A 23,828-nucleotide genomic window follows, 5' to 3' on the forward strand; every position below is an offset into this window, starting at 1 on the left:
ATCAGCTTCCACCGCCATTCCGGCGAGGGCCGGGGTCTTGGGCGGCACGAGAGCGGCAACAGGGTCAGGCCATAGCCAACGTCTTTGAGATCCCGGATCTCGTCCGGGATGACGTGTGCATCCCCTTCCCGTCCACCTGTCATCCATGCGGTCTCTTTTGGTCAATATGCCGAATGATCCGTTCGAGAACCCCTTCGGGACCAAGAACCCCCGTATCTATGATCACCGCGTCATCCGCAGGTCTAAGGGGGGCTATGGCCCGGTTTCTATCCTGCTCGTCCCGGATGCGCATTCGCCGGGTCAATTCCTCAAGATCCTCGGTCATTCCCGCATCCTGAAGCTGGAGCCACCGCCGTTTGGCCCTAACCTCGGGAGAAGCGTCCAGAAAAAACTTGAACCGGGCGCTCGGGAAAACCACCGTGCCCATGTCCCGGCCTTCGGCCACCAAAGAGACGCTCTGGCCCAGGAATCGCTGTACCTCGGTCAGACGGTTGCGGACCAGAGGCAGTTGGGCCACATGGGAGGCCCACAGTCCCACGGCTTCCGTCCGGATCTCCCGGCCGACCCTATTGTCATTGACAAAGAGGGTGGTCGCCGCGCCCGCACCCTCGATGGAAAAACGCATCCCGGCCAACCCTTGGGCCAATGTTTCATCCGCCCAGTCCCACGATCCATGGCCAAGGATCCAGGCTACGCTGCGGTACATGGCCCCAGTGTCCAGATAGGCGACACCGAGTTGCTCGGCCACACCACGTGCCTGGGTGGTCTTGCCCACACCGGCCGGTCCGTCGAGGGTGACCACGAACACCTGGCCCGGTGTTTCAATGTCCATGGATGACCTCCTCGAGAGCCTGAAGAAAAATCCGATTCTCTTCGGCATTGCCCACAGAAACCCGGAAACAATCATCCAGGCCATAACTCCCAAGGGGCCGAACAATGATCCCCTGTTTGAGCAGTGCGTCGCATAATACGCTCGGGTCCATGGGCGGTTTGACAAGAAGAAAATTGGCCTGTGAGGGGTACACCGTACATCCGCATGTTTCCATCCCCTTGGTCAGCTCGGCCTTGCCCTTACAAACGGTAGACCGGGTCGCATCGATGAACGGCCGGTCCCCCACTGCGGCTATTCCCGCCTTTTCGGCCAGGATATTCACGCTAAAGGGGGGGCGGGTACGCATGAGATAATCCGCCACGTCCCTGGGCAGGACCCCATAACCGAGGCGGAGTCCGGCGAGACCGAACAGCTTGGAAAAGGTCCGCAAAAGAATGATCTTTCCACCCGGATCGAATGACGGGAGCATGGAGTAGGTTGACAGGGGATCCGCAAAATCGATGTACGCCTCATCAACCACCAAGAGACTGTCTTTCGGCATGCGTTTGGCAAAATCCAGGATCTCCGGTGCCGGGACCGCGTATCCGGAAGGATTGTCCGGATTGGTCACAAAGACGAGTCTTGTCTTCTCGTCCATGATCCTGAGCATCCCATCCCAGGGGAAGGAAAAATCGTGGTGCAGGGGGACCTGCCTGAATCCGGCCCCACATAGTTTCGATTGCACCTTGTACATGCTGAAACAGGGATCAAAGGCGACGACATTGTCCTTTCCGGGACGCACCACGACGCGGATAAGCAGATCGATGATCTCGTCGGAACCGTTCCCGCAGACGATGCATCCAACAGGGACCCCCAAATACTCCGCAAGGGCCGCACGGAGGACCGGGTTACCGGCCTGCGCGTATCTGAAAACCAGATCGGCATGTTTACTGATGACCTCCTGAACAACCGGGGATACCCCCAACGGGTTCTCGTTACTGGCCATTTTGATGACCGAGGTCAATTTGTAGAGTTTCTTGATTTCTTCAATGGACCGGCCTGCCACATAGGGTTCAAAATCCCTGATATCGGAACGGATGACGTTTTTACTCATTTTTCGTTGGTTCCTCGTTTGACATTGGTTTGGTGCAGGACATCCCCCGTGGACGTCTTCCCTCCGCATGCTGCTGCACGATGGAAAAATGCGTCAAAAGCAAAGTATGTTCCAGACGCAGAACAAGGAAACCCATATCCGGAATGACGGATATGGGTGGACACGGGAGACAGATACGCTTGCCGGCTAGCTCAATCCGGCGAGTTTCCGCTCGAATGTTTGGTCGCTCTTGACGATACGCAGAAAAATCCCCCGGGGTACGAGATCCGATTCCACCCCGTAAAGATTGTGCCAGACGGGAATGACCTCGACACTCCCCCATTGTTCTCCCTTGACAAGTACATCCACCTGCAGGGTTTCCCCCATGATGTAGGACTTGGGTCCGGGGAGCAAAAAGCCCTTTTGGCCCAGAAAATCCTCTTTCCAGATGGAGGAAAAATCTTTGAGTGCGTTACATTTGAGTTGCATGGATCAATGCTCGGTCTGCAGTGTATAGAAATCCCCCCGCACATGGTCCTTCTAAGGGGAGCGGATGCCGCGTCCTTTGATCATCGCCGTCATTTGAGAATTTTGGGACGGATAAAAATCAACAACTCTTCCTTTTGGGTCTGGTTACTCCGGTTCTTGAACAACCAGCCCATGCCCGGAATGGACGCCAAGCCGGGTATACGGTCCTCGGCCTTGCTCTCGGTGGATTTTTGTACCCCACCGATAACGATGGTCTCGTTGTCGCTGACGATCATCTTGGTCTTGGTGGAACGGGTTGAAATATCCGTATTTGCCCCACTCCCGACAGGAGCGTCGTCACTGATGTCCAGATCAAGGATGAGCTTATCGTCCGGGGTTATCTGGGGCTGGACGGACAGAGAAAGAATAGCGTCCTTGTACTCCGTGGTCGTTCCGCCGCTTTCGGATTCCGCCTGGGTGGCTATTTTTGTCCCCTGCTTGATTTCGGCCCGGTTGTTGTTCAGGGTGACCACTCTGGGGGAAGAAATGGTCTTGGCATCATTCTTGAGTTCTCCCAGCCTGAGTTTGGCGTCCAGGGTGAACAGATCCAGACCGGCCATTTTGGCAAATTCCACACCGGCATCCATTCCCCCGACACTCGCGGGCAAGGCAACCCCGCTCACATTGAAGGAACGGCTGTACCTGGAAGTCGGATCGTTGTGGTTGTAGGCTCCCGACCAGTTGATACCCAGGCTGCGCTGGAAATTATCCGTGGCATAGACGATCCTGGCCTCGATAAGGACCTGCCGTTCCGGCCGGTCCAACTTTTCAATCACCGCTCCGATCTTGTCCAACTGGGAACCTGCATCGCGGATGATGAGCATATTCGTCCTGGCGTCCTGGGATATCTTGCCCCGGGAAGAAAGAAATTCACGGATTTTTGGCTCTATCTCCGCGGCCGTGCTGTAGTTGATCTGCAAGTACCTCGTCTGTAGGGGTTCAAGATTCGTCAAACTCTCCCGGGCCTGCAGGGCCGCTTCCCTGGCGCGGCGCAACTGATTCCGTTCGTCCTCCAATTGTTTGGTCGTGGCTATACGCATGATATTGCCCTTGACGACCATCCCGAGCCCCTTCTGGAGCAGGACGAGATCCAGGGCCTGGTCCCAAGGAATATCCTGGAGTTTCAAGGAGATCGTTCCCTTGACGTTATCATCGATAATCAAATTGTGCCCACTGACCTGGGCAATGAGCCGGAGCACGAGTTCCACATCGGCGTCCTGAAGATTGATGGAGATCTTCTGCCCTGAATATTCCTTTTTCATGCCTGGAAACAGCGTATTCATCTCCAGCAAGCCGGATTCTTCCTCGGCCATTTCCTTTTTTTGCGTGGGAGCGGCTTCGGGCCGGGCGGCCAATTTTAGCTCCTCATCCCTTTTTGTACGGTCTATTTCCCGGGTCAAGAACTGCAGGGCCATCCGGTTCTTGCCGGTATCCAATTGGAAGGGCACCCGTTCGGCGGTGAGCATTGTCATCATGACCCCATCGTCCACATTACGGAACAGAACCGAATCAATGACCGTGGAAAACTTCCCGAGGCGGTAAAGTCGAGCCAAACGAGCGGGGAGTTTCCCGTTGGCAAGAAAAAAGACCATGCTACCGGGTTTCCCATCTTGGGGGACAAAACGTACCCCGGGAGCAACATCCAGAGTGATGAACAGATTGCCCGCCCTGTTCCTGGCAAAATCGATCCCTTGGATATTCCCGTCCGTCAGGGCCTGAACAGCAGGGGCGGTCTGGATCTTCCTGGGGACCAGCGTGACCAGCAGCGATTCTGGCGAGGGACGGGAAATGAGAAATTGGACCCGCTTGTCGAGCTCCATATCCACCCGGTCTATGTTTCCCGTTTGGTCCCTGTGTCCGTCCCATTCTCGAACAACCCCCAGTTGTCCATCCGGGTCCAAGAGTTGGGGCACGGGAGGGGAAAAAGAAAGAGAAAACAGGGTACCATCCAATGAAGGGACGGCCTCCGTACCAGAGGAAACGGGGATGCGGATATAGGTCTTACCACCATCGGTCCATGCATCGGCCCGGACCGGGGGCACTGCCGGTACCCCGGGATCAGTCTGTTCGGGAGGTGTTTGTTGGGGACGAACATTCCTGGAGACCCCATGCTTGTTCTGCACACTGCCACAGCCCATCATCGCCGCGCCAACAGCGAAAAGCAGAACATAGAGGGAAACTATCCAGCCCTTCCGCCGTTTATCAATCATTGCGATCCCCTTTTTGAGTATGGAGCTTAATGAGTACATCCCTGGTCTTTTTTCTGCCAAGGATATCCACCCCGCGTTCCTTGACGATAATCGCTTCCGGGGTAATCTCGTCGACAATCCCGTTATGCCTGCCGATCCGCATGCCCTTGTGGAGAACAAACCCCTTGCCGTCAGGAAGTTGGACCATGGCCAGTGTCTCCTTGGTTCCCTCGGGATACCACAGTATGCCAATAGCCTTGAGCTGGGTGACCTCGATCTTTTGCAAGGGGGTCAGTGGTTGACCGGGCTCCCGCTTTTCCGGCTTGAGGGTGATTGGTTCTTCCTTGCGGATGAACGGGACAAAGGGGTCGGATGTGCTGCTGGGATCGTAGCGGTACGATGGGGGAAGCATCCAGTCCGGCTTGGATGCCGATTGGTCATCGCCGGATCCCGGATCCTGTCCGGTAGACGCGGCATATCCAGTCACCGGCAATCCATACGTGAGGAATAACATGGCCATTATCGAACATACCATACTTCCCAGATATCTGGTCTTGGTCATGACTTCCCTATGCCCCTGTAGAATGTCCTTGCAAAGCACGGCATGTATATATTCCAGCCCAACCCGTCCGTCACTTTTTGCCTTTTTTTCCCTTTGTGGCTTCCTTTGCCCGCATCTCCTTCTGTGTCAACGCCCTGAACACCACCAGCCGGCTATCCGCGGAGAGAAGGGCCGAGCTACTCCCGACCTGTTTACCCGTGGGTTGTAGACGGAGTGATTGTAACTGGACAAGTCTATCCAGGCGGGAAAGCTTGTCGAAAAAACGCATCAGATCATGGAAGGTCCCTTGGATGCGCAACCCCACGCTGCGTGAGGCATAAAGATCACCAACGGTTTCCTTTCCTGGCGTGAAGGCCATGAACCCAACCCCGATCTCCTGGGCGAGCATCTCAAAAGAGGCCAGCAAACGCTCGAGGGCCTGGGCATCCTTGGGAAGCAGGGTCTGGGCAAAAAGGAATTCGGTCTTCTTGGCCCCGACCTCCTTCCGGAGTTTTGGCAATTGTAGAGAAATAGCCCTGTACTTATCGATCTGGGTATTTATCTTACCGATATCCTTATGGAGTTTGACAACGGTCTCGAGTTGGGGACTGAGAAAAAAATACCAATAGCCGCCCCCCAAAAGAATGACCAGTCCTGCCAGGATGAGTATCTTTTGCAGGACCGTCAATTGCTCGAGCTTTTGGGTCAACGCGGATCTATTCATCGTTCCCCTCCCCAGATCCGGGAGACCGACCCGATACGGCACACTGGAATTCTATAAGACCGAGACCCTGGACCGTACGCAGCTTGGTCCGGCGTGTAGTTACCCGGGCGATGAAGGGCGATTGGCGGAGCCCGTCGGCATAGGAGGCAAAAGCCTGGTTATCCAAAGCCACTCCCTTCATTTCCATTTTCCCCTGCCCATTGAGACTGAAGGCCTCGAGCCATATCTTCTCTTTGGGCATACGCGAAACGATCTCGTCCACATACCTGACCGGCAACCCCTGATGGATCCGGATCACCCGTATGGCGGAGATCTTTACCTCCAGCTCCTTTAACTCCTTCTTGAGCGTATTGACCCTGCCCGCCTGTACGAGGAGTCTGCTTTTTACGGACTGACGCTGTTTCTTGGTCGCCTGCAGGGAATCGACATGGGAATGTATGAAATAATACCCAATGCCCATGCCCACAAGAAGACAGACGAGAAACGTCCCTGACCAGAAAAGCTCCAGGTGGATCCTGGAAATTTTAGCCCGCCGCTTCTGGGGCAGAAGGTTGATAGTGATCATGCCCCACCCCGCAAAGCCAATCCGGTGGACACGACGAACTGGGGTCCGAGGGCCTCGGTATAGCGGCTATCGAACTGGTTGGTATCCACCTCGATCTTGCGCCAGGGGTTGAGATAGCTGACTGTGATACCCAGCCCCTCTCCAAGCAATTCCGGCACTCCCGGCAACAGGCTTGCTCCGCCCGAGACAAAAAGCTGTTTGGGTATACTCGAAATAGAGGTGGATGTCTGGTAGAAGTGTTCCATCCGTTTGATTTCCCTACACCAATTACGGCATGCCTCCTGGATGGATGATTGGATATCCGTACTTTGGTCGGGAGGAAGGCTCGTCGCCCCCTTGAACTTGACCGCTTCGGCCTCGCTCATGGGGATGTCGAGGTACCGAGCAATGACCCGGGTAATCTGCTGTCCTCCAAAATCTATTTCCCGAAAATAAAAGGGATGTCCCGGCTCATACACACCGAGAATACTCTGGGCTCCTCCTATGTCTAACAAATAGGTGGGTTCGGAGTATTCGGGGTAATTGAATCCGAAACAATTGCTCAGAGCAAAGGCATCGACATCGACCACAGCCAGGGAAAGCCCCCCTTCTCCAATGGCCGCCTCAAGATCGTTGACCACCTTCTTCTTGGTGGCCACAACCATGACCTCTGCCCTTTTCGCCTTTTTTTCACCCGATGTAACGGCCTGAAAATCGAGATAAAGATCATTCAGGTCAAAAGGGATCTGCTCTTTGGCCTCTTTTTCAACGGCCCCGCGCATATCCTTGACCAGGGGGAGTTGGAGATATTTGACAATAACCTCATGTCCCCGCAGGGAAGAAACAACGACCCGATCCCTGACGGCCGCGGAAGAATGCAATGTTTTGACCGCGGCCCCCAACCCCTTGGCATCCCCCCGGCTATGGGCCGGGAGGGTCATATGCCCTATACGCTCCAGCGCGAACCCTTGCTTGTTCTTACGGAGACAGACCATCTTGACCCAGGAAGTACCCAGATCAAGGCCACAAGACGTGGTCTTTTTTTGCAGGAAAGGGATCAAGACCGTTCCATCCGGTTGTTACATTTGCATAAACGGATCCCGGGCATGTTTGATACACCCGGGATCCCTGGCTTTGGCCATCGGACCGATACGCAACGGATTGGCATCAACACATACTCTGGTGCGGCCAAGCCGGCAGTTTTACGTTTTACGTTCAATCGGTTGTAGAATTTTCTTGTTTTTTTATGGCAGACTTTCACGGGTAAGGTACGGATCTCATCCAATCCACCATATTTGTATGACATCTCTCTACTAGGCTGAAGGCCTGATTGTCAAAACCGGGACCGAAGAGGTTTGAACGACCTTTTCGGCAACCGACCCAAAAAGAATCCTGTCGATGCCCTTGCGCCCATGGGTGCCCATGACGATCATATCAACCTGGTTTTCCTTGGTATAATCCAGGATTTCCTCAGCGGCGTATCCCGTGACAACGGCACCCTCTGCCCGGCAGTCGAAAAAGCGCTCCTCCAGGAAGGCGTCCATGGTTTTTTCCGCTCCGGAAACGATCTCGCCGACAAAACTCTCAATGGACGTCGGTGGCACATGGAAACCAACGTATTGGGTTAATGATGGCGCCACATAAAGGACCTTGACCATGGCCCCGAGGGATTTGGCCAGTGTCTGGGAATAATCGGCCACTTCGGCGCTGTGTTCGGAAAAATCGACCGCACAAAGGATTGTTTTGATCTGAGCCATACTACCTCCTTGTTTGTAGAAAAGCAGAACCGGATCTAGAGGAATGCTGGATGAAAAGCATACAGGTTTCAACCGATTACCCATTTTTATTCACGCGTAGCCTAAAAAACATCTCCAAACAAGCAAAATTTACCAGAGATGGCCTTGCCATGGACAACCTTACGTACCTGATTATACAATGGGGTAAAGTGGAAGAAACACCACCATCCATGCACCACCAAATAATTTAACATCTTATTTCCAAGGAGTTACCCATGCCTCTCTTTGAATTTTCCTGCAACGCATGTGGTGAGACATTTGAGGAAATCACCTCTCCGGCCTCCCCCAAAACCATCATCTGCCCAAAATGCGGTTCAAAGGATGTCAAAAAAATGGTCTCCGCCACGGTCATTGCCCGCAAGGGAACATCCTTGTCTCCGGCACGTTCCTGCGGCGGCTCGGGCGGTTTTTCCTGAGCAGGATAGACCACGCCCCCGTGCGGGGCGGACCAATGACTATTATTCACAAAAAAAGGACGCCTGCACCCCACGCACGCGTCCTTTTTCAGTCCGGTCAATCGACCGTGTCACATTCCTAGCCACCTGGCCACGGCCACAAGCCCCATCCCGGTGAAGATGGCCCCGAAGAAACTTTTGGTCTTCCAGGCCACCAGAAATGTGGGCAGAGCGACCCATAAAAAAATATTGTCCTTACCGAAATCAAGGCTGCCTTCCTCCAAAAACAAGCCGGGCACGAGCAGAGCCGAGAGCACGGCCGTGGGGATGAAACCGAGCCAGCGGATGAGTGCCAAAGGCATGTTTCTCGATGCCAGGACCACCACGGGAAACATCCTCGGGATATAGGTCACGGCGAGCATCCCGCAAATGGTCATAAAGATCATTTTCTGATCCATCGTTCCACCCCCAATCCAAGAGTTGCGGCAACAACGGTCGCCAGGATGACATTGGATCGATCGAGCCCGCCCATGGCAAACCCCACGGACAGGATGCCCGCTACCAGGGCCACGAGTACATGCATACGCTCCTTGATCTGAGCCACGAGCAAGGCGATGAACATGGCGGGGAGAGCGTAATCGAGTCCGATGGGCTCCACGTCGGTAATGAGGGTACTGGCCACCATGCCCAGCCAGGTTCCCACAACCCAGGAAAGCTGAGCGATCACATTGATGCAAAGAGTCTCGCTCTTGAGCTGCTCACCCTGTGCGTACCGAGTGGAGTGCAGGGCAAAGGTCTCATCCGTGAGCTCAAAGGAGAACACGGCCAGCTCCCATTTTTTCCAGCTCTTGAGATAGGGAGACAAGGCCGCAGACATGAGCAGATGGCGCAGATTGACCACAAAGGTGGTCGTGATGACCGAAAGGGGCGGCATGCCTGCGGCCATGAGTCCCACGGCGATGAGCTGGGCCGATCCCGCAAAGACCATGATGGACATGAGCAGGGTGTTCAGCGGGGAGAGTCCCACCTTTTGGGCCAGAACCCCGTAGGCAAACCCCACGGGTATATATCCCATGACAATGGGTGCTGTCTGTTTGAACGCGCTGATCAAGATACGCATAATTTCTTCCCATTGGCATCCATGGTTTGTTCCACGATCCGTTCCTCCCTCTACCCCGGCACAACCACCGGGCGTATCCGCTTGTATCGACTACCTGTTGCTGACTGTTGATAAAGAAGTTACTCTGCTTGCAATACAGACACAGGTCACGAAAACACCAACCATAACAACATTCCCAGAGACACCGGTCCGTCCTTACAACTCAACCCCTAACGACATACATAACGGCGGGTGCAGCCGGGAAGGGACAGCAAGGGAAAACGGCCCCTACGGTTCGTTCGGGGTAAAAATCTGACAATCACATCCATCCACATCAACCAGGACTGACTCATGGCAACAAGCACCCTTAAAACCTGGATTCTAGCCATCCGTCCCAAGACCCTTCCCGCTGCAGGCGGACCGGTCATTGTGGGCACGGCCGCGGCCATTGCCGATGACGCATTTGCCCTGTTCCCGGCCCTGGCCGCTCTCATCGGCTGTCTTCTGCTCCAGATCGCGGTCAACCTTGCCAATGATTATTTCGATGGGATCAAGGGGATCGACGGCAAGGATCGTCTCGGCCCGGTCCGGGTCACCCAGAGCGGCCTCATCGGACCAGATGCCGTAAAAAAAGCCATGCTCCTGGTTCTCGCACTGGCCTGTCTGACGGCGCTGTATCTCATGAACGTGGGAGGCTGGCCCATCTTCTGGATAGCCGTGGCATCGGTCCTGGGGGCACTGACCTACAGCGGAGGCCCCTTTCCCATGGCCTCCCATGGGCTGGCGGATTTTTTTGTGTTCGTGTTCTTTGGTATTGTTGCCGTATGCGGCACCTATTACGTCCAGGCCCTGGACCTGACCTGGACGGTTTTTTTCCTGGCCTTTCCGGTGGGATTCGTGATCACGGCCATCCTGGTGGTCAACAACTACCGGGATATTGGAACGGATGCGGCCGTTGGAAAACGCTCCCTGGCCGTGATTCTCGGCCCGGAAAAAACCCGGTTGGAATTCAAGATTCTCATCGGTCTGACCTACGCCATGCCCATCCTTCTGGCCGCCGAAGAAAAGGTCACCCCGTGGGCAGCACTCATCCCCCTGCTCTCCCTGCCCCTGGCCTTCTCCTGTATCCGGCAGATAAATTCGCTGACCGGTACTCCCCTGAACCGAACACTGGCCCAAACCGCCAAGCTCTCCCTGGTCTTCAGTCTGCTTTTGTCCGCAGGGCTATCCTGCTGACTCGAGGGAAGCAACCACGTTCCAACAACGCACAAGAACAGCCCGTCTCATCGTTTTCACATCATGTAGCCACGGAGTAGACATGGAATGTCCCCGTCGTTCTGAAATGGCCCTGTACGGCGCTATGGCCAAAAAATATCCCGAGATTCTGCGCACGGGAAAATGGCATATCGACCCGGCAGCGTATCCGTCCGATTCCCTGACACGCATTGAGCCGCCGCTGGAATACGATGCCGACGCCAGGGCGGATCTAGTTGTCAAAAACGCCCTGCTTTCCAGTGGAGAGGAGACAAAACTCCAAGACATCGCCGTTTCGGGAAACACCATAACCCGGGTCGGCTCCGCAGAAATAATCGCGAAGGTCACGGACGACGACACCCTTGTCATCGATGCCTCAGGGGGGGCCGTGCTGCCGGGTTTTGTGGATTCACATCTGCATCTTGCCGTGGCCATGGAACGATTGCGGGCATGCGATGTGGAGGAAGTCCAGACGGCGGAGGGATTCAAACAAAAAATCCGCGCCTTTGCAAAAAACAATCCCGACCTTGCGGTGATCAACGTGTTCGGCCTGCACTATTTTGATGGACCCATCATCCCCGCTGAAAACTGTCGCCAGGTTCTGGACAAACTGGTCGATGACCGGCCTCTGCTCGTCCATGCCCATGACCTGCACACGGCCTGGGGTAACACCCGGGCCCTTGAGGAGGCCGGGGTCCTCCACCCCATGCCGCCCTACCCCCACCTGATCAAAGAACTGGGTCTCGAGGCGAAGATCGTCAAGGACGCGGACAATATACCCACAGGCGAATTCCACGAACCCGAGGTGTATCATTTTCTGGCCGGCCCGCTTCAGGCCCGGCATCCCCTGCCCGTGGACCAACAGCTCGCGGACCTCAAAGAGGTCTGCAACCGGCTGGCCGGCCTGGGCATAACCGGTGTCCATCGCATGGGTCTGGCCCAACCAACTGAGGATATAGCCTTTCTGCTCCTGCTACTGGAACTGGATCAGCGGGACGAACTCCCCATCCGCGTGAACACGTCCGTCTCGGCGGTGGCCGACGACACTATGCTAAGCGACGTGCTGCTGGCCTATGGGGCGCGTGCCATCCTCCAGCAGGCACGGAAAAAGGAGATCACCGCCGCGCAGATGCACGACAGGCTCGTCGTCCTGCTCCAGGATTCTTCCTCGGCCCGGCTCGATCACATTCTGCGGGCAACAGGCAAGGACGCGCTGGGCACACCCCATCCGCACTCGGAAACAATCGTCAGGGCCGCCCAACACATCCGAAAAATGAACCACTCCCTCAACGTGGCCCCACACACGGGCCGGGATAATCCGCACACCCCCTACGACATGCCCGAGTTTCTCGATTCCCACTCAAAGGTTCGTTGCGAGACCATCAAAATTTTCATGGACGGAGTGGTGGAAAAGGACACGGCCTATCGTCTGGACACCCCCCCCACCCCGGGCATCCCGGAGTTCGGACAGGAGGAATTGGATGTACTCCTGGCCTTTGCGGACAGGCTGGGATTACAGGTTGCGGCCCATTCCATCGGCGACGGTTCGGTAAAATCCATGCTCGACGCCATTGCCGGGGCCCGTACCGCAAACAAAAAACTCGATGACAGCCGGGGCCACAAGATCCCCCACCGCATCGAACATATTGAAATGTGTCGTCAGGAAGACCTGCCGCGCTTCGGCACACAACAGGTCATCACCTCCATGCAGCCGCTGCACGAACGTCCGCCGCAGACCCTGTGGCACGAACTGGTCCCAAAAAACAAATGGGATACGGCCTTTGCCTGGCAGGAAGCCCTCCACGACGGTGGCACGCTTGTCTTCGGCAGTGACTGGCCCATCGTGTCCTGCGACGTGCGCGCGGGCATCCACCACGCAATAACCCGCAAACCCTGGTACAACGGGGCGAGGGACCAGTCCGTCGACCTCGAACAGGCCCTGAATGCGTACACTTCCGGGGCGGCCATTGCCGAGTATGCCCAAAACATCAAGGGAAAAATCCGGCCCGGCATGCTGGCGGATATGGTCGTACTCTCGGGAAAACTCGACGACCTGGCGTGCTCCCCGCATGCATTGGACATCCAAAAAACCATCTGCGACGGCAAGGTGGTCTATGGAAACCAGGGGTAAAATTTCCGTGCAGGGGAGCGCTGCAGATCGATCAACGGGTCCTCTTCACCAAGGGGTACTGTCCGGCGGGGGAGGCAATGGACTCCATGGTGAACGGGGTCCAACAACACGGATTTTTTTGAAAGGGACGTGTCGACAGTGAATATATGAGATCGCAACGGATAGCTGCCTATCCTTGCCATCCCGGAACCGTGCATTCTACCGGGTACAAAGATGTGCACACTGAGCTTTTGGCAAACATCACCAACAGTGATCGACAAAAAAGGCACCGCAGTCTCTGCGATGCCTTTTTTGGATAACAGACTCTAACAAAACAACATCTCAACGCATCAGAGGATTTTTATAGACCTTCTCATCAATACCGAGCGACTCTATAAGTTTACCAGCAAGTGCGAGCATTTTATATGCCGCTATCCGCTCGTTGGTCTTTGCAGTAACAAGCTGCCCGTTGTACTGATAGAGTTCGTTTTCAACATCCAGAACATCCAATAATGTACGTTGACCAACAACGAACTGCTGCATGTACATTTCTCTGGTTTCGGCAGTATAGCTCACAGCCCTGCCCAGGTGCTCACGTTGCGCCCTGGTGGATTCGAAATCACTCCAAGTGCTCTGGGCCTCATCGATCACGGTGAGAAGGATGTCATTGCGGTCCTCGCTGGCCTCGCGTTCGCGAAAGGATGCAGCCAACTCGGCAGCCCTGTCGGAACCGCCATTGAACAAATTCCAGTCCGCCCTGATCATAGCTGCATTACTCTGGGTCCAGCTCTGATCCCCATCCACATGGTCCGTATATCCGGACCTCAGTTCCACATATACTCTGGGATGATAGGCCGTCTTGGTCAAGGCACGTCGCTGATGCGCGGTGACAATATCCGATTCCGCCGTCTGCAGCTTGGGGTTTCCCGTCTGTGCCCACTTCAGCATGGACTCAAGGCTTGTCGGCAAATCGGCCACCGGTACGTCGGGAAAAACAATGGCCGGGGGCAATGTCCCCACCAACCGCAAATAAGCGGAGCGGGCCACGTCCAGTCCGCCCCGTGCAGTGGACAGAGAAGCGAGAGCTCTGGCCAGTCTGGCCTCGGTCTGACGAACATCCGCACTGCTTCCGGCCCCGGCGGCTTCACGCTCCCTCAGGGATTCCAGAATCCTCTCATGGACCGATACATTTTGCTCTCCCAGCTCAACCAGGCGACGCTGTCGGAATACATCCAGGCTGGCAATAACAGCATCCAGAGTCAAGGATTCAGCATTGTCCAGAACCCTACTGTCCAAAGACTCGATCCGAGCCTTGTCAATGTCCATCTCACGAAAGGTTTCCCCGCCATCATACACAAGCTGCGTCAGGGCCAACCCCGCTTCGCTCCTGTGGTCCCAATCGTCATCGTTGCCTGCCTGTCGCGTTCCGCTGTCGCTATACTCATCATAGCCCGTGCCACCGGTCAAATCCAGGGACGGATAGAGACCTCCCTTGGCCTTTTTATAGTCATACTCAACAGCCATCCGATTGGCCTTGAGCATTTTCAGTCGAGGATGCCTCTCCAAGGTTTTGAGGGCACTTTCCCTGACAGTCACGACATTATCGGCCCGGGCATGGGCCTGAAGGATACCGGTCGCCATCAGCAATGTCGCAAGCGATGTCACGAAGATGATCTTTTTGCACGTTTTCATATCGACTCCACGTCGTTTATTGGCAGACGCAAAAATATGTAACGTATTATGGATTTGGATTGGTTGCAACATCGATGATCTGCTGCAGCTCGTTTTCCCCTACGGTATCGAAATTGCCGCCGGCGTTCAACCCGACAAGGGTTACATTGGTATCTCCCGAGGGTCCGCTAATGGTCAATTCCACATCGGCACCATTGGCCTGAGCCTCCAATTCCTGTGATCCACTGCCGGTGAGAAGATCTGCCAGGTCGGACACGGAATTGCCATCTTCATCCAGGACATCCGTGAGTTGAATAGCATCCTCGCCAAGGGTGAAATCCGTGACCAGATCATCGCCCTCGCCTCCCTGTGCCGTATACTGCATGACATCATCCCCGGCACCGCCGGTCAATTGATCGTTTCCGGTACCACCGAGAAGAATATCGTCCCCCCCTCCGCCATTGAGGATATCGAGTCCGCCGCCTCCCGAGATTTCTTCACCCGCCGTGCCACCCATAAGGACATTGTCTCCAGCGTCCCCATCAATCTCGGGTTGATCCGTGACCTGCACATCCATGGCACCGGCAATGGTCGTATTTGCCTGTTCTCCATCGAGTGAAGCCGTTGCGGTCACATCCAGGGAGTAATTTCCGGCCGGCGTCGTGCCCAGTGCCAATTCGAGACCACCAAGTTCATCCCCGGGCACGGTCCACTGGCCGGGCCCGGTCTGCGTGCCGTTGTTCAGGGTCGCGCCATCGGGGACTCCGCTGATCTGGACCGACAGAATCTCGCCGGGGGCCGGAGCAACCAGCTGGGCGTCGATATCCAGCGGAATGGTGGCCCCTGTTCCTGCCTGAACGGCGTCTACGGCAACATCCAGGGTCGGCCCATCGGCAACCGGCTCGATGTCCAGCGTGATATCGGTGACAACGGGAACCGGCGTTCCGCTTGCCCCGTCCACACCATAGGCATCCACACTCAAGGCATGTTCACCAAAGGCATCGCCGGGATCGACAAGAAGCTGGTCGAGGGTTCCCTGATCCACCGTGACTTCCCAATTCCCGCCACCCAGATCCTGGACAGCACCGGGTACTCCGGCAGGCAGCAGCACACTGGCAGTGGCAGGTACTCCGTGCACAACCACGCGGATGGTTTCCGACCCGTCGGTATCCGTCGTACTCAGCTCCAGATCCAGGGGTAGAAGGCTGTCCTCGCGACCTGCGGAAACAGCCTCGACATCCACGGCCTGGGCCAGTTCATCGGCAACCGGGTTCACAGTGACCGTGAATGATTCCATGGTCTCCACGAAATCGGTCTGTCCCGTATCCCGTGTGTAGGCCACGAGGTTGAGGTCGATGGACCCGCTGAAATCCGCGGGCGGGGTCATGGCCAGCACGCCGAGATCTGACTGCGGTACGGTCCACGTCCCATCCCCGTTATCAAAACCGTGACTGAGCAGAGCACCGTCCGGCACCCCGGCCACGACCACGGAAATGATCTCCGATCCGTCCACGTCCACGAGCTGGGCATCCAGTCCTGTCAGCGGGATTGCAGTATCCTCGTCACCCACAGCGTCCTGAACCGTGACAAGAGCCGGGTCCGTCTGGGAGACAATATCCACATTCACGGTATTCACGAACGAGGCGGTATCTGTTGCCGAACCCGCCACATCGCTCACCGTGGTTGTGACATCAAACGAATAATCACCATGGGCATCAGCCGGTGGGGTGAAGTGAAGCATGGCCAGTGCCTGGGGATTGAGCACGGTATACGTACCGTCTCCATTGTCCTGAAGGACACCGGGAGGAGCCGAAAGCGACCCCCCGCTTAGATTACCGATGATCATGGAATCGATTGTCTCCGTGCCATTGACCTGGTCCGAGTCACCGACCAGTGACTGGAGATCGATCTCCACCACACTATCTTCGAAGCTGTTTTGAATATCTACATCCAACCCGGGCCGGTCCGCCACAGGCGTGAATTCGACCTGCAGGGTTTGGGCGGATGAAGCGGAATTACCTGCAGCGTTCGTGGCGACCACGGTGATGGGGATGCCCACCGCACCGGCATAATCCGCAGGCGGATCGATACGCAGGGTATCCAGGCCATCCTGGGTGAGGATATAACTATCCGTCAGGAAGTTGTAGATGATATTGTCCCCTTGCAGGGTCACTCCGGCAGGGATATCGGCTGCGTCTATCCTGACCACGCCGACTTCATCCGCCCCGACAATATTGTCCAGGGAGTCGAGATGGCCGGAAACAGGGGCAGGCGCATCCTCATCGCCGTCCACCGCTGTAGCCTGCAACGTACTGGGAACATCGGGATCTCCGGAACCGCCACCGCCTCCTGGGCCACCACCTCCCGGACCGCCACCTCCCGGACCGCCACCGGCATCCGGCGTCACGGTCAGATCCAGCGTGCGGATCTGATCCACGGGCTGACTGTCGTTGTCCAGGATACGACTTCCGATTTGGACACCTTCAAGGGTTCCGGTAAATCCCGAGGGGGGAGCAATGGAAACCCCGGCAAGATTCTCGGCAACCACCGTCCAGGTTCCATCTCCGTTCTGAACCCCGCCATCGACCACCCACCCCGGATCGAGACCGGCGATGATGAAGTATTCGGCCGTTTCCACACTGTTGATATCGTTGTTGGTAATCCGCACATGCGGTTCCAGGTCCAGCGGGGTCCCCTCGACCTCGCTCAACACGGGATTTCCCGTAGTACTACTCACGGGATCGATGTCCGGATCGACCACCTGAAGTTCGGTATCGGTCTCAACCACCGCCCGCACATTGACGACAAAGGTCCCGTTCTGGGTGACCGCATCCGTTCCTGCTGTCGAAGTGTCCAGAATGTCCACAGCCACAGTCCCTGTCATTTCGGCATCCGAATCCGTCGGAGGCAGCACGGCCAGGGGACGGCCGAGCACATCGAGAGTATTGCCCGCCCCATCCGTGACCTGAGTGAGATCATAGATACCGTCTGCAGGCCGTACCAATGGCTGCCAGTCTCCGGCCCCATCCTGATAATGGAGCACGGCATCTTCGGGGAACCCTTCAAGTCTGGCACCGGTAATGGTTTCGGAACCGTCCAGGTCGTTTAATGTCGGCCTCCAATCGAGATCGATCAGGGAATCTTCCAGCCCCGATGCGGTAAAGCCGGGATCGACCGGGGTATCGACGATGGGCAGAACCCGGATGAGCCCCGGTTGCGAGGCCAGCTCCCGGTCACCGTCGTTTTCCGTGGCAACCACCTTCATGGAGAAAGCGATGTCGCCGCTGAAATCGTCAGGCACATGGGCATACACCTGGTCAATCTGATCAGGACCGACCTGCCACAGGGGGGTGCCGTCCCCACCAACACCCACATAGGTCACCGGCGCGGGTGTTCCGTCACTGCGGACGAGCTCGATATCATCAGAAAGCCCCTGGATGATGATATTCAGGGTTTCCGATCCATCGGCCGCAAGGGCCCCGAGATCTTCACCCGAAGCCACGGTCAGATCGAGCCGGACCAGGCTGTCTTCGGGTACGACAGCCGTGAGAACGCCGCCGGTCAGTGTCCAGTTTTCCGCGTTGCCCGCATTGGGGATGATGAGAGGAGCATCGGCATCGCCAGTCAGGGTCACTCGAATATCCTGATCAGGAAGCCATCCTCCCGTATCCGTGACCCCGTCGGTGGTATCCGTACTTCTGGCCGACACCTGAAACACGAAATCCTCGTTGCTGTCTTCAGGTGGAACCAGGGTGAGCTGATCCAGAGATGCTCCTTGCACAAGATAACTGCCGTCCGGTTCCTGACCCACGGCCATACCCCCGAGCAGGAGCTGAGCACCCGTCGGCAACCCGCTGATACGCAGGGTCTGGGTTTCGGCCAGATCGACACTGTCCGAGGAGGTATCCGTATTCTGCACCCTGATATAGGCATCCAGGGCGACGGCATTGTCCTCCACCCCTCTGATGTCCCTTGTGGCCAGGGTCGGATCGTCAGCCTGAGGAGCCACATCCAGGGTGATCGTGGCCAGACGTTCGGCGGCCTCGCTCCCGCCGACCAGCGGGCTTGATTCCGTGGATGTCGCGCGCACGGTCAGGGCGATTTCCCCGCTGAAGTCCAAAGGAGGCGTCAGGGTGATGCCCGCAAGATCCGCCTGGGTCACCGACCATACGCCGCCGCCCAGGTCCTGCCCTGCGGAAAGGACCGCCCCATCGGGCACCCCTTCGATCTGAAGGGCAAGACTTTCGGACCCGTCCAGATCTGTCAGAGATGCCTGGATGTCCAGGGGAAGGGCCGTATCTTCCAGCCCGGTTCCATCGGCCTGAACCACGAGATCCGGCGCATCTGCTTCGCCCCGCACAGTGACCGGGATAGTCCCGGTGAGCACGGCCGCCTGGTCGCCTCCGGCATCGGCAATGGCTGCCTCGACGCCGATCGCGATGGTATCGGTGGCCGAGGACACATCCGCGGGAGCGATATAAGTAAGTCCGGTGATCGTCCCATCACCCCCCACGGCTGAGACCGGTACGGCAAAAGACACCGTATTTCCGACCACAGCGGGCGTGAGTGCAACACCGTTCAAAAACAGCGAACTTCCCGGAGGCATGCCCGTCAATGTCAGGGAGGAAACGCTCTCCCCCTGGTCCACATCCCCGAAATCAACAGCCAGGGTCAAATCGATTCCCTGATCCTCAACACCCGCTGCAGCGGCCGTGGACAACGTGACAGGCTGATCCTGAACGTCGATAACCAGATCAGCACTGGCCGTATCTCCATCATTGTCCAGGATGGTGTAGGTGATGGACTCGACTATCGGCGAGGCATGGTCAACACCGTCTGTAGAGGTGAACGTCCACGTCCCGTTGTCGTTCAGAACAAACGACCCGGATTCCAGCTGAACGGTCTGCCCGGCATTGGCCGTCTGCAGCACACCATTGTCATCCGTGTAGGTAAACGTGGTCAAGGAAAAGCCGTCCGCACTGGGGGTATCATTGGAAAACACATTGCCGGACACGACGTTCCCTTCGACCACGGAATCCGCATCGTCCAGGGCAGCCACCACATCGTCGAGTACGGTCACGGTCACGGTCTGGGGCGTCACCGAGTCCTGATCGAAATCCACACCATTGATCTGGAAATCAAAGGAGAGTTCGTTCTCACCCGCACCGTCGGGGTGATCCAAAGGACGCGTGAAACGGATCTGGTATGTACCGTTGTCACGGACCCGTATGCGCAGAATTTCCTCGTTGGCATTCCCATTCCCGTTCACATCTGCCCGGGCCCGCCACCAGCCGTTACCGGCCGGATTCGTGTCCAGGACCACCGGCGCGCCATTGGATGTGAGTCCTTGAGCATCGAAAAAGGCCTTGTCCAGACTGAGAAATACTCCATCCGAACCTTCCACGATATCCACGTTGCCGGAATCGTTTCGATCGGACCATCTCGGACTTGATCCTGAGTTCAGACCGGATTCCTTGGCATACATGTCATCCACGGCCCCCAGGGTCGGGACGGCACCATCGAGCAAAGAAATGGACGCATCCAGAGTCTCCTGGGTGTTGTCCGTATCGGTCACGACAAAAGAGATAGGCAGGCTGAGGGAATCTGTGGTCAGATGATCCACCTCCTGATGCAGGGTCAACTCGTAGGAAACATTCCCGCCACCTGATGCAATGGCAGAGTCCGCATCCACCAGGGTCAGTGTAAATACCTGCGTTCCACCACCGGTCACGCCGGTCACTGTTCCATCAAGATTGCTCTGGTAGGACAAAGCGTTGCCCTGATGGGTCACCGGATCGCCGTTCGCGTCCAGTACGGGCGTTCCATCGGCCATGCCGAAGGATATACTCGTCAGGGCGTCAGACCCTGCCTGGACCGCAAAGGTTCCCGTATCCGTGTCCGTAATCGTGTCTGCAGGATTTGCATCGGGCAGCTCGGTGACAACCACATCCCCATCGATCATGGTCAGGGTCGGTGAAATCCCGTCCTTGACGTCGATCTCAAGAGCCTGCAGCACCCGGTCGCCGTCGGCGTCCACGGTCTCTACCTGCAACGCCAGATCCTTGGTCAGATTGGAAACATCCGCCCCCACCTGATCGATGGGCTGCTTCAGGGTGATCTCATAATCGAATATATCCGCACCGGCACCCGGCTGGATGGCCACGACAAAAACCTCGACCCCGCCGGGAGTGCTCGCGGTCAGGGTCTGACCGTCACCACTGACCTGATACTGCAGATTCTCTCCATTGGAAGAGAGTGCGGGTTGATCCCCGGCTGGGCTGAATCCGGTAAAGGCGATGGAATCGGAACCGGTCGTCAGGGCAAAGCTTCCCGTACCGGTCAGATCGCCGGTGCTGAAATCAAATCCCTGCTCGTCCAGAGAAATACCCGACTGCACGCTCAACTGCGGCAGGACGCCATCGGTCAGAGTGACGTCCAGATCAAGAGGGGTGAGCAGTGATGTTCCGTCATGATCCTGCACGGAAACGGTCAACGGCATATCGAGTACATTATCCTCAAGGCCTGCGTCGATATGGTCCACAGGAGCGGACAGCGTCATGTCGGCGCGCACTGTCGCGCCAGTTCCCGTGACGTTTGGGGTGAGGGTAAGGGAAAAAACCAAGTTCCCGCCAGGAACGGACCCGTCGGGCTGAGGGACAGCCGTCCCGGCATACAGGGTCTGGCCATCGGCAGATAGGGTGTACTGCAGAGGGGTACCGTCACTGGCATAGTTCTTTGCCCCCATAATTCCGATAACTCCCGGACTGAATTGCACAGTGCTCAAAACCAAGGGATCGGAACCCTGGGTCAGGTCGAAATCCACAAATGCGGTCTGCGTGTTACCAAGCACCGGCTCGACAATACCGAGCACTGCATTTTCCGCTGTGGGCGCTGCCCCGTCCACAGCAGTGATGGCCACCTCGCCGGAAGCGGTGTCCCCATCCCTGTCCTCGAGTGTGTAGCTAAACGTTTCCGTGGGTACGAAACCCGGGGCATCGTGGTCCAGTGCCGGATCGGTCACAAAGGTCCAGGACCCGTCCACCGACACGGTCATGGTTCCGTTGGGTGTATCAAAGACCGCAGGTGATCCCGAAGAAACGGCTAAAGTCGTTCCTCCAAAGGTGACATCCACTATTTCACCATTGTCCGCACCGGCCTGACCGGCAGCCGAATCCGTGAACACGTTCCCGGCGGCACTCGTGCCCTCGACAGGCGAGGAGGTATAGTCCGCAGCCAACGGGACATCATCTTCCACGCGAACGGAGAAGGTGTCGGACACCACATCGCCATCACGGTCCGAAACCTTGAAATCAAAGGGCAGATCAACAAATTCGAGGTTCGACCCGGTATGATCGAGGGGTTCGAGAAGAGTGAACGTGTAGGTTCCCGGTTCGTTCACATTCGAAAGAACGACCTGGAACACGGAGGATCCACCTATTCCGGCCGTTGCCGTGACGGTCGAACCGTCCCCGGAAACGGAATAAATCAGAGGCTGGCCTCCCGATGTCAGTCCGAGTCCGTTGAGTCCGCTCTGGATGGAATCGAAAGCCATCTCGCCGACCCCGTCACCACCATAGGCGCTGTCCAGAGACCCGCTGACCTGCACAGGTTCCTTGGTCGTGTCCGAACCGGCAGGCAGATCGTTCTCGTGGACCGAGCTGGACTCGGGAATGCCGATGGACGGAAGATCCTCGGTTCCCTGAATGACGATGGTTATGGGCTGGGTCATGGTCCCGCCCTGACCATCATCCACCGTGACATTGTACGTCTGGACCAGACTTTCGCCCGGGGCCAGATACTGAATCTCCGGCAGGGTCGTATCAACGGAAAAATCCCATGTCCCATCGGGATTGACCGTCAGATCACCCAGATAGTCCGGAGCCTGTGGGCTGACGCTCAAGGTCTGGGTGATGTCATCGACACCCGGCGTCAGATTCAGGTCGCCGCTGGTGGTCAGAACCGGGGCGGCGTCTTCCACGAGAATCCCGAAATCCGCCGTGATACTCGGGGCGTCATTGGTGCCCTGGATGGTCACGGTGATGGGCTTGACCAGGGTTCCGCCCTGACCGTCGTCCACGGTCACATCATAAACCTGGACGATGGAATCCCCGGGAGCGAGCTGCTGGATGGCAGGCAGGGAATTGTCCACGGAAAAATCCCATGTCCCATCGGGATTCACATTCAGGGTGCCCAGATATCCGGGTGCCTGGGGAGCAAAGGTAAGCGTCTGTGCGACATCGTCCGCACCGGCCGTCAGGTTCAGATCGCCCCCCGTAGTCAGAACCGGGGCCGCATCTTCGGTCACGGTTCCGGCATCTGCCGTGATGGAAGGAGCATCGTTGGTGCCCACGATGGTCACGGTGACGGTCTCGGTGTCAAAGGCACCCTTGTCGTCAGTGACGGTGACATCGTAGGTCTGGACCACGGTTTCCCCCGGAGCCAGTTCCTGGACCGCGGCAATGGTGGTATCCACTGCAAAATCCCAGGTCCCGTCGGGGTTGACCGTAAGATTGCCAAAATAGCCCGTGTCCTGCGGCGAGATGGTAAACGATTGGGAGACATCGTCAGGACCGACAAACAAATTCAGATCGCCCCCGGTCGTAAGAATGGCCGCGGCGTCCTCGGTCACGCTTCCGGAATCACCGGAAATACTCGGACCATCGTTGGTCCCGTTGACGGTAATGGTAATGAGTTGCGTGGCAACAGCCCCATTGTCGTCGGTGACCATGGCCGTAAAGGTTTCGGTACCGGACTGACCTTCCTGCAACGCCTGGGTGGCCGGGAGGCTGTTGTCCAAGGTGTAGGTCCACTCGCCCGTAGACGGATCGATGACAATGGCACCATAATTACCGGCACCACTCACCGACCAGGTGGCTGTGGCACCGGTGTCGATGTCCGTCGAATTCAAGGTTCCGCTGGTTGTATCCGTACCCGGAACAAAGGTTCCGTCATCCAACTGCCCGGCTTCGGTGACCGTGCCTCCGGCATCGGCCGCACCAGAGGTAATCACGGGGACATCGTTCGTCCCGTTGATGGTCACTGTGATGACCTGGGTATCAGTTGCGCCGTTGTC

General features: G+C 56.9%; 16 protein-coding genes. 3 read left to right on the forward strand and 13 right to left on the reverse strand.

The window, feature by feature from the left end:
• Positions 1-139 precede the first annotated feature (139 nt).
• The 9 genes from cmk to ACY692_RS03035 form a co-directional block, all read right to left on the reverse strand.
• A complete protein-coding gene (cmk, locus tag ACY692_RS02995; protein ID WP_462323850.1) occupies positions 140-832 on the reverse strand; it encodes a (d)CMP kinase in 693 nt (230 codons plus the stop codon).
• Positions 822-1,925, reverse strand: coding sequence for a histidinol-phosphate transaminase (gene hisC, locus ACY692_RS03000; RefSeq protein ID WP_462323851.1), 1,104 nt, complete (start codon positions 1,923-1,925; stop codon positions 822-824). The genes cmk and hisC overlap by 11 nt, the downstream gene beginning before the upstream one ends.
• Positions 1,926-2,111: 186 nt before the next feature.
• A complete protein-coding gene (locus tag ACY692_RS03005) occupies positions 2,112-2,393 on the reverse strand; it encodes a hypothetical protein (RefSeq protein WP_462323852.1) in 282 nt (93 codons plus the stop codon).
• An 89-nt stretch (positions 2,394-2,482) separates the two neighbouring features.
• Complete coding sequence (locus tag ACY692_RS03010) at positions 2,483-4,642, reverse strand: type IV pilus secretin PilQ (RefSeq protein ID WP_462323853.1); 2,160 nt, start codon at positions 4,640-4,642, stop codon at positions 2,483-2,485.
• On the reverse strand, positions 4,635-5,183 hold the full coding sequence (locus ACY692_RS03015) for a pilus assembly protein PilP (protein ID WP_462323854.1): 549 nt from the start codon (positions 5,181-5,183) through the stop codon (positions 4,635-4,637). Before ACY692_RS03015 ends, ACY692_RS03010 begins: the two co-directional genes overlap by 8 nt.
• A 70-nt stretch (positions 5,184-5,253) precedes the next feature.
• A complete protein-coding gene (locus ACY692_RS03020; protein WP_462323855.1) occupies positions 5,254-5,886 on the reverse strand; it encodes a type IV pilus inner membrane component PilO in 633 nt (210 codons plus the stop codon).
• Complete coding sequence (locus ACY692_RS03025) at positions 5,879-6,451, reverse strand: PilN domain-containing protein (protein WP_462323856.1); 573 nt, start codon at positions 6,449-6,451, stop codon at positions 5,879-5,881. Before ACY692_RS03025 ends, ACY692_RS03020 begins: the two co-directional genes overlap by 8 nt.
• Positions 6,448-7,491 carry a type IV pilus assembly protein PilM gene (pilM, locus tag ACY692_RS03030; RefSeq protein WP_462323857.1) on the reverse strand — a complete coding sequence of 348 codons (1,044 nt, stop codon included), beginning with the start codon at positions 7,489-7,491 and terminating at the stop codon, positions 6,448-6,450. Before pilM ends, ACY692_RS03025 begins: the two co-directional genes overlap by 4 nt.
• 252 nt (positions 7,492-7,743) lie before the next feature.
• Positions 7,744-8,187, reverse strand: coding sequence for a universal stress protein (locus ACY692_RS03035; protein WP_462323858.1), 444 nt, complete (start codon positions 8,185-8,187; stop codon positions 7,744-7,746).
• 254 nt (positions 8,188-8,441) lie between these two features.
• Here ACY692_RS03035 and ACY692_RS03040 point away from each other — a divergent pair, with 254 nt between their 5' ends.
• Entirely contained in the window at positions 8,442-8,642 is a 201-nt protein-coding gene (locus ACY692_RS03040) for an FmdB family zinc ribbon protein (RefSeq protein ID WP_462323859.1), read from the forward strand.
• A 110-nt stretch (positions 8,643-8,752) separates the two neighbouring features.
• Here ACY692_RS03040 and ACY692_RS03045 read toward each other — a convergent pair whose 3' ends face one another.
• Positions 8,753-9,067, reverse strand: a complete 315-nt coding sequence (locus ACY692_RS03045; protein ID WP_462323860.1) for an AzlD domain-containing protein — start codon at positions 9,065-9,067, stop codon at positions 8,753-8,755.
• Positions 9,064-9,741, reverse strand: coding sequence for an AzlC family ABC transporter permease (locus tag ACY692_RS03050; protein ID WP_462323861.1), 678 nt, complete (start codon positions 9,739-9,741; stop codon positions 9,064-9,066). The genes ACY692_RS03045 and ACY692_RS03050 overlap by 4 nt, the downstream gene beginning before the upstream one ends.
• Positions 9,742-10,071: 330 nt before the next feature.
• Here ACY692_RS03050 and ACY692_RS03055 point away from each other — a divergent pair, with 330 nt between their 5' ends.
• Positions 10,072-10,956, forward strand: coding sequence for a 1,4-dihydroxy-2-naphthoate polyprenyltransferase (locus ACY692_RS03055; protein ID WP_462323862.1), 885 nt, complete (start codon positions 10,072-10,074; stop codon positions 10,954-10,956).
• Between the two features lie 82 nt (positions 10,957-11,038).
• Positions 11,039-13,105 carry an amidohydrolase gene (locus ACY692_RS03060; RefSeq protein WP_462323863.1) on the forward strand — a complete coding sequence of 689 codons (2,067 nt, stop codon included), beginning with the start codon at positions 11,039-11,041 and terminating at the stop codon, positions 13,103-13,105.
• Positions 13,106-13,426: 321 nt separating this feature from the next.
• Here ACY692_RS03060 and ACY692_RS03065 read toward each other — a convergent pair whose 3' ends face one another.
• Both ACY692_RS03065 and ACY692_RS03070 read right to left on the reverse strand, forming a co-directional pair.
• Positions 13,427-14,776: a TolC family outer membrane protein gene (locus ACY692_RS03065; RefSeq protein WP_462323864.1), complete on the reverse strand. Its 1,350-nt coding sequence runs from the start codon at positions 14,774-14,776 to the stop codon at positions 13,427-13,429.
• Between the two features lie 46 nt (positions 14,777-14,822).
• Positions 14,823-23,795, reverse strand: coding sequence for a T1SS-143 repeat domain-containing protein (locus ACY692_RS03070; protein WP_462323865.1), 8,973 nt, complete (start codon positions 23,793-23,795; stop codon positions 14,823-14,825).
• Between the last annotated feature and the right edge of the window lie 33 nt (positions 23,796-23,828).

It is taken from the genome of Desulfoplanes sp. (genome assembly GCF_054921335.1).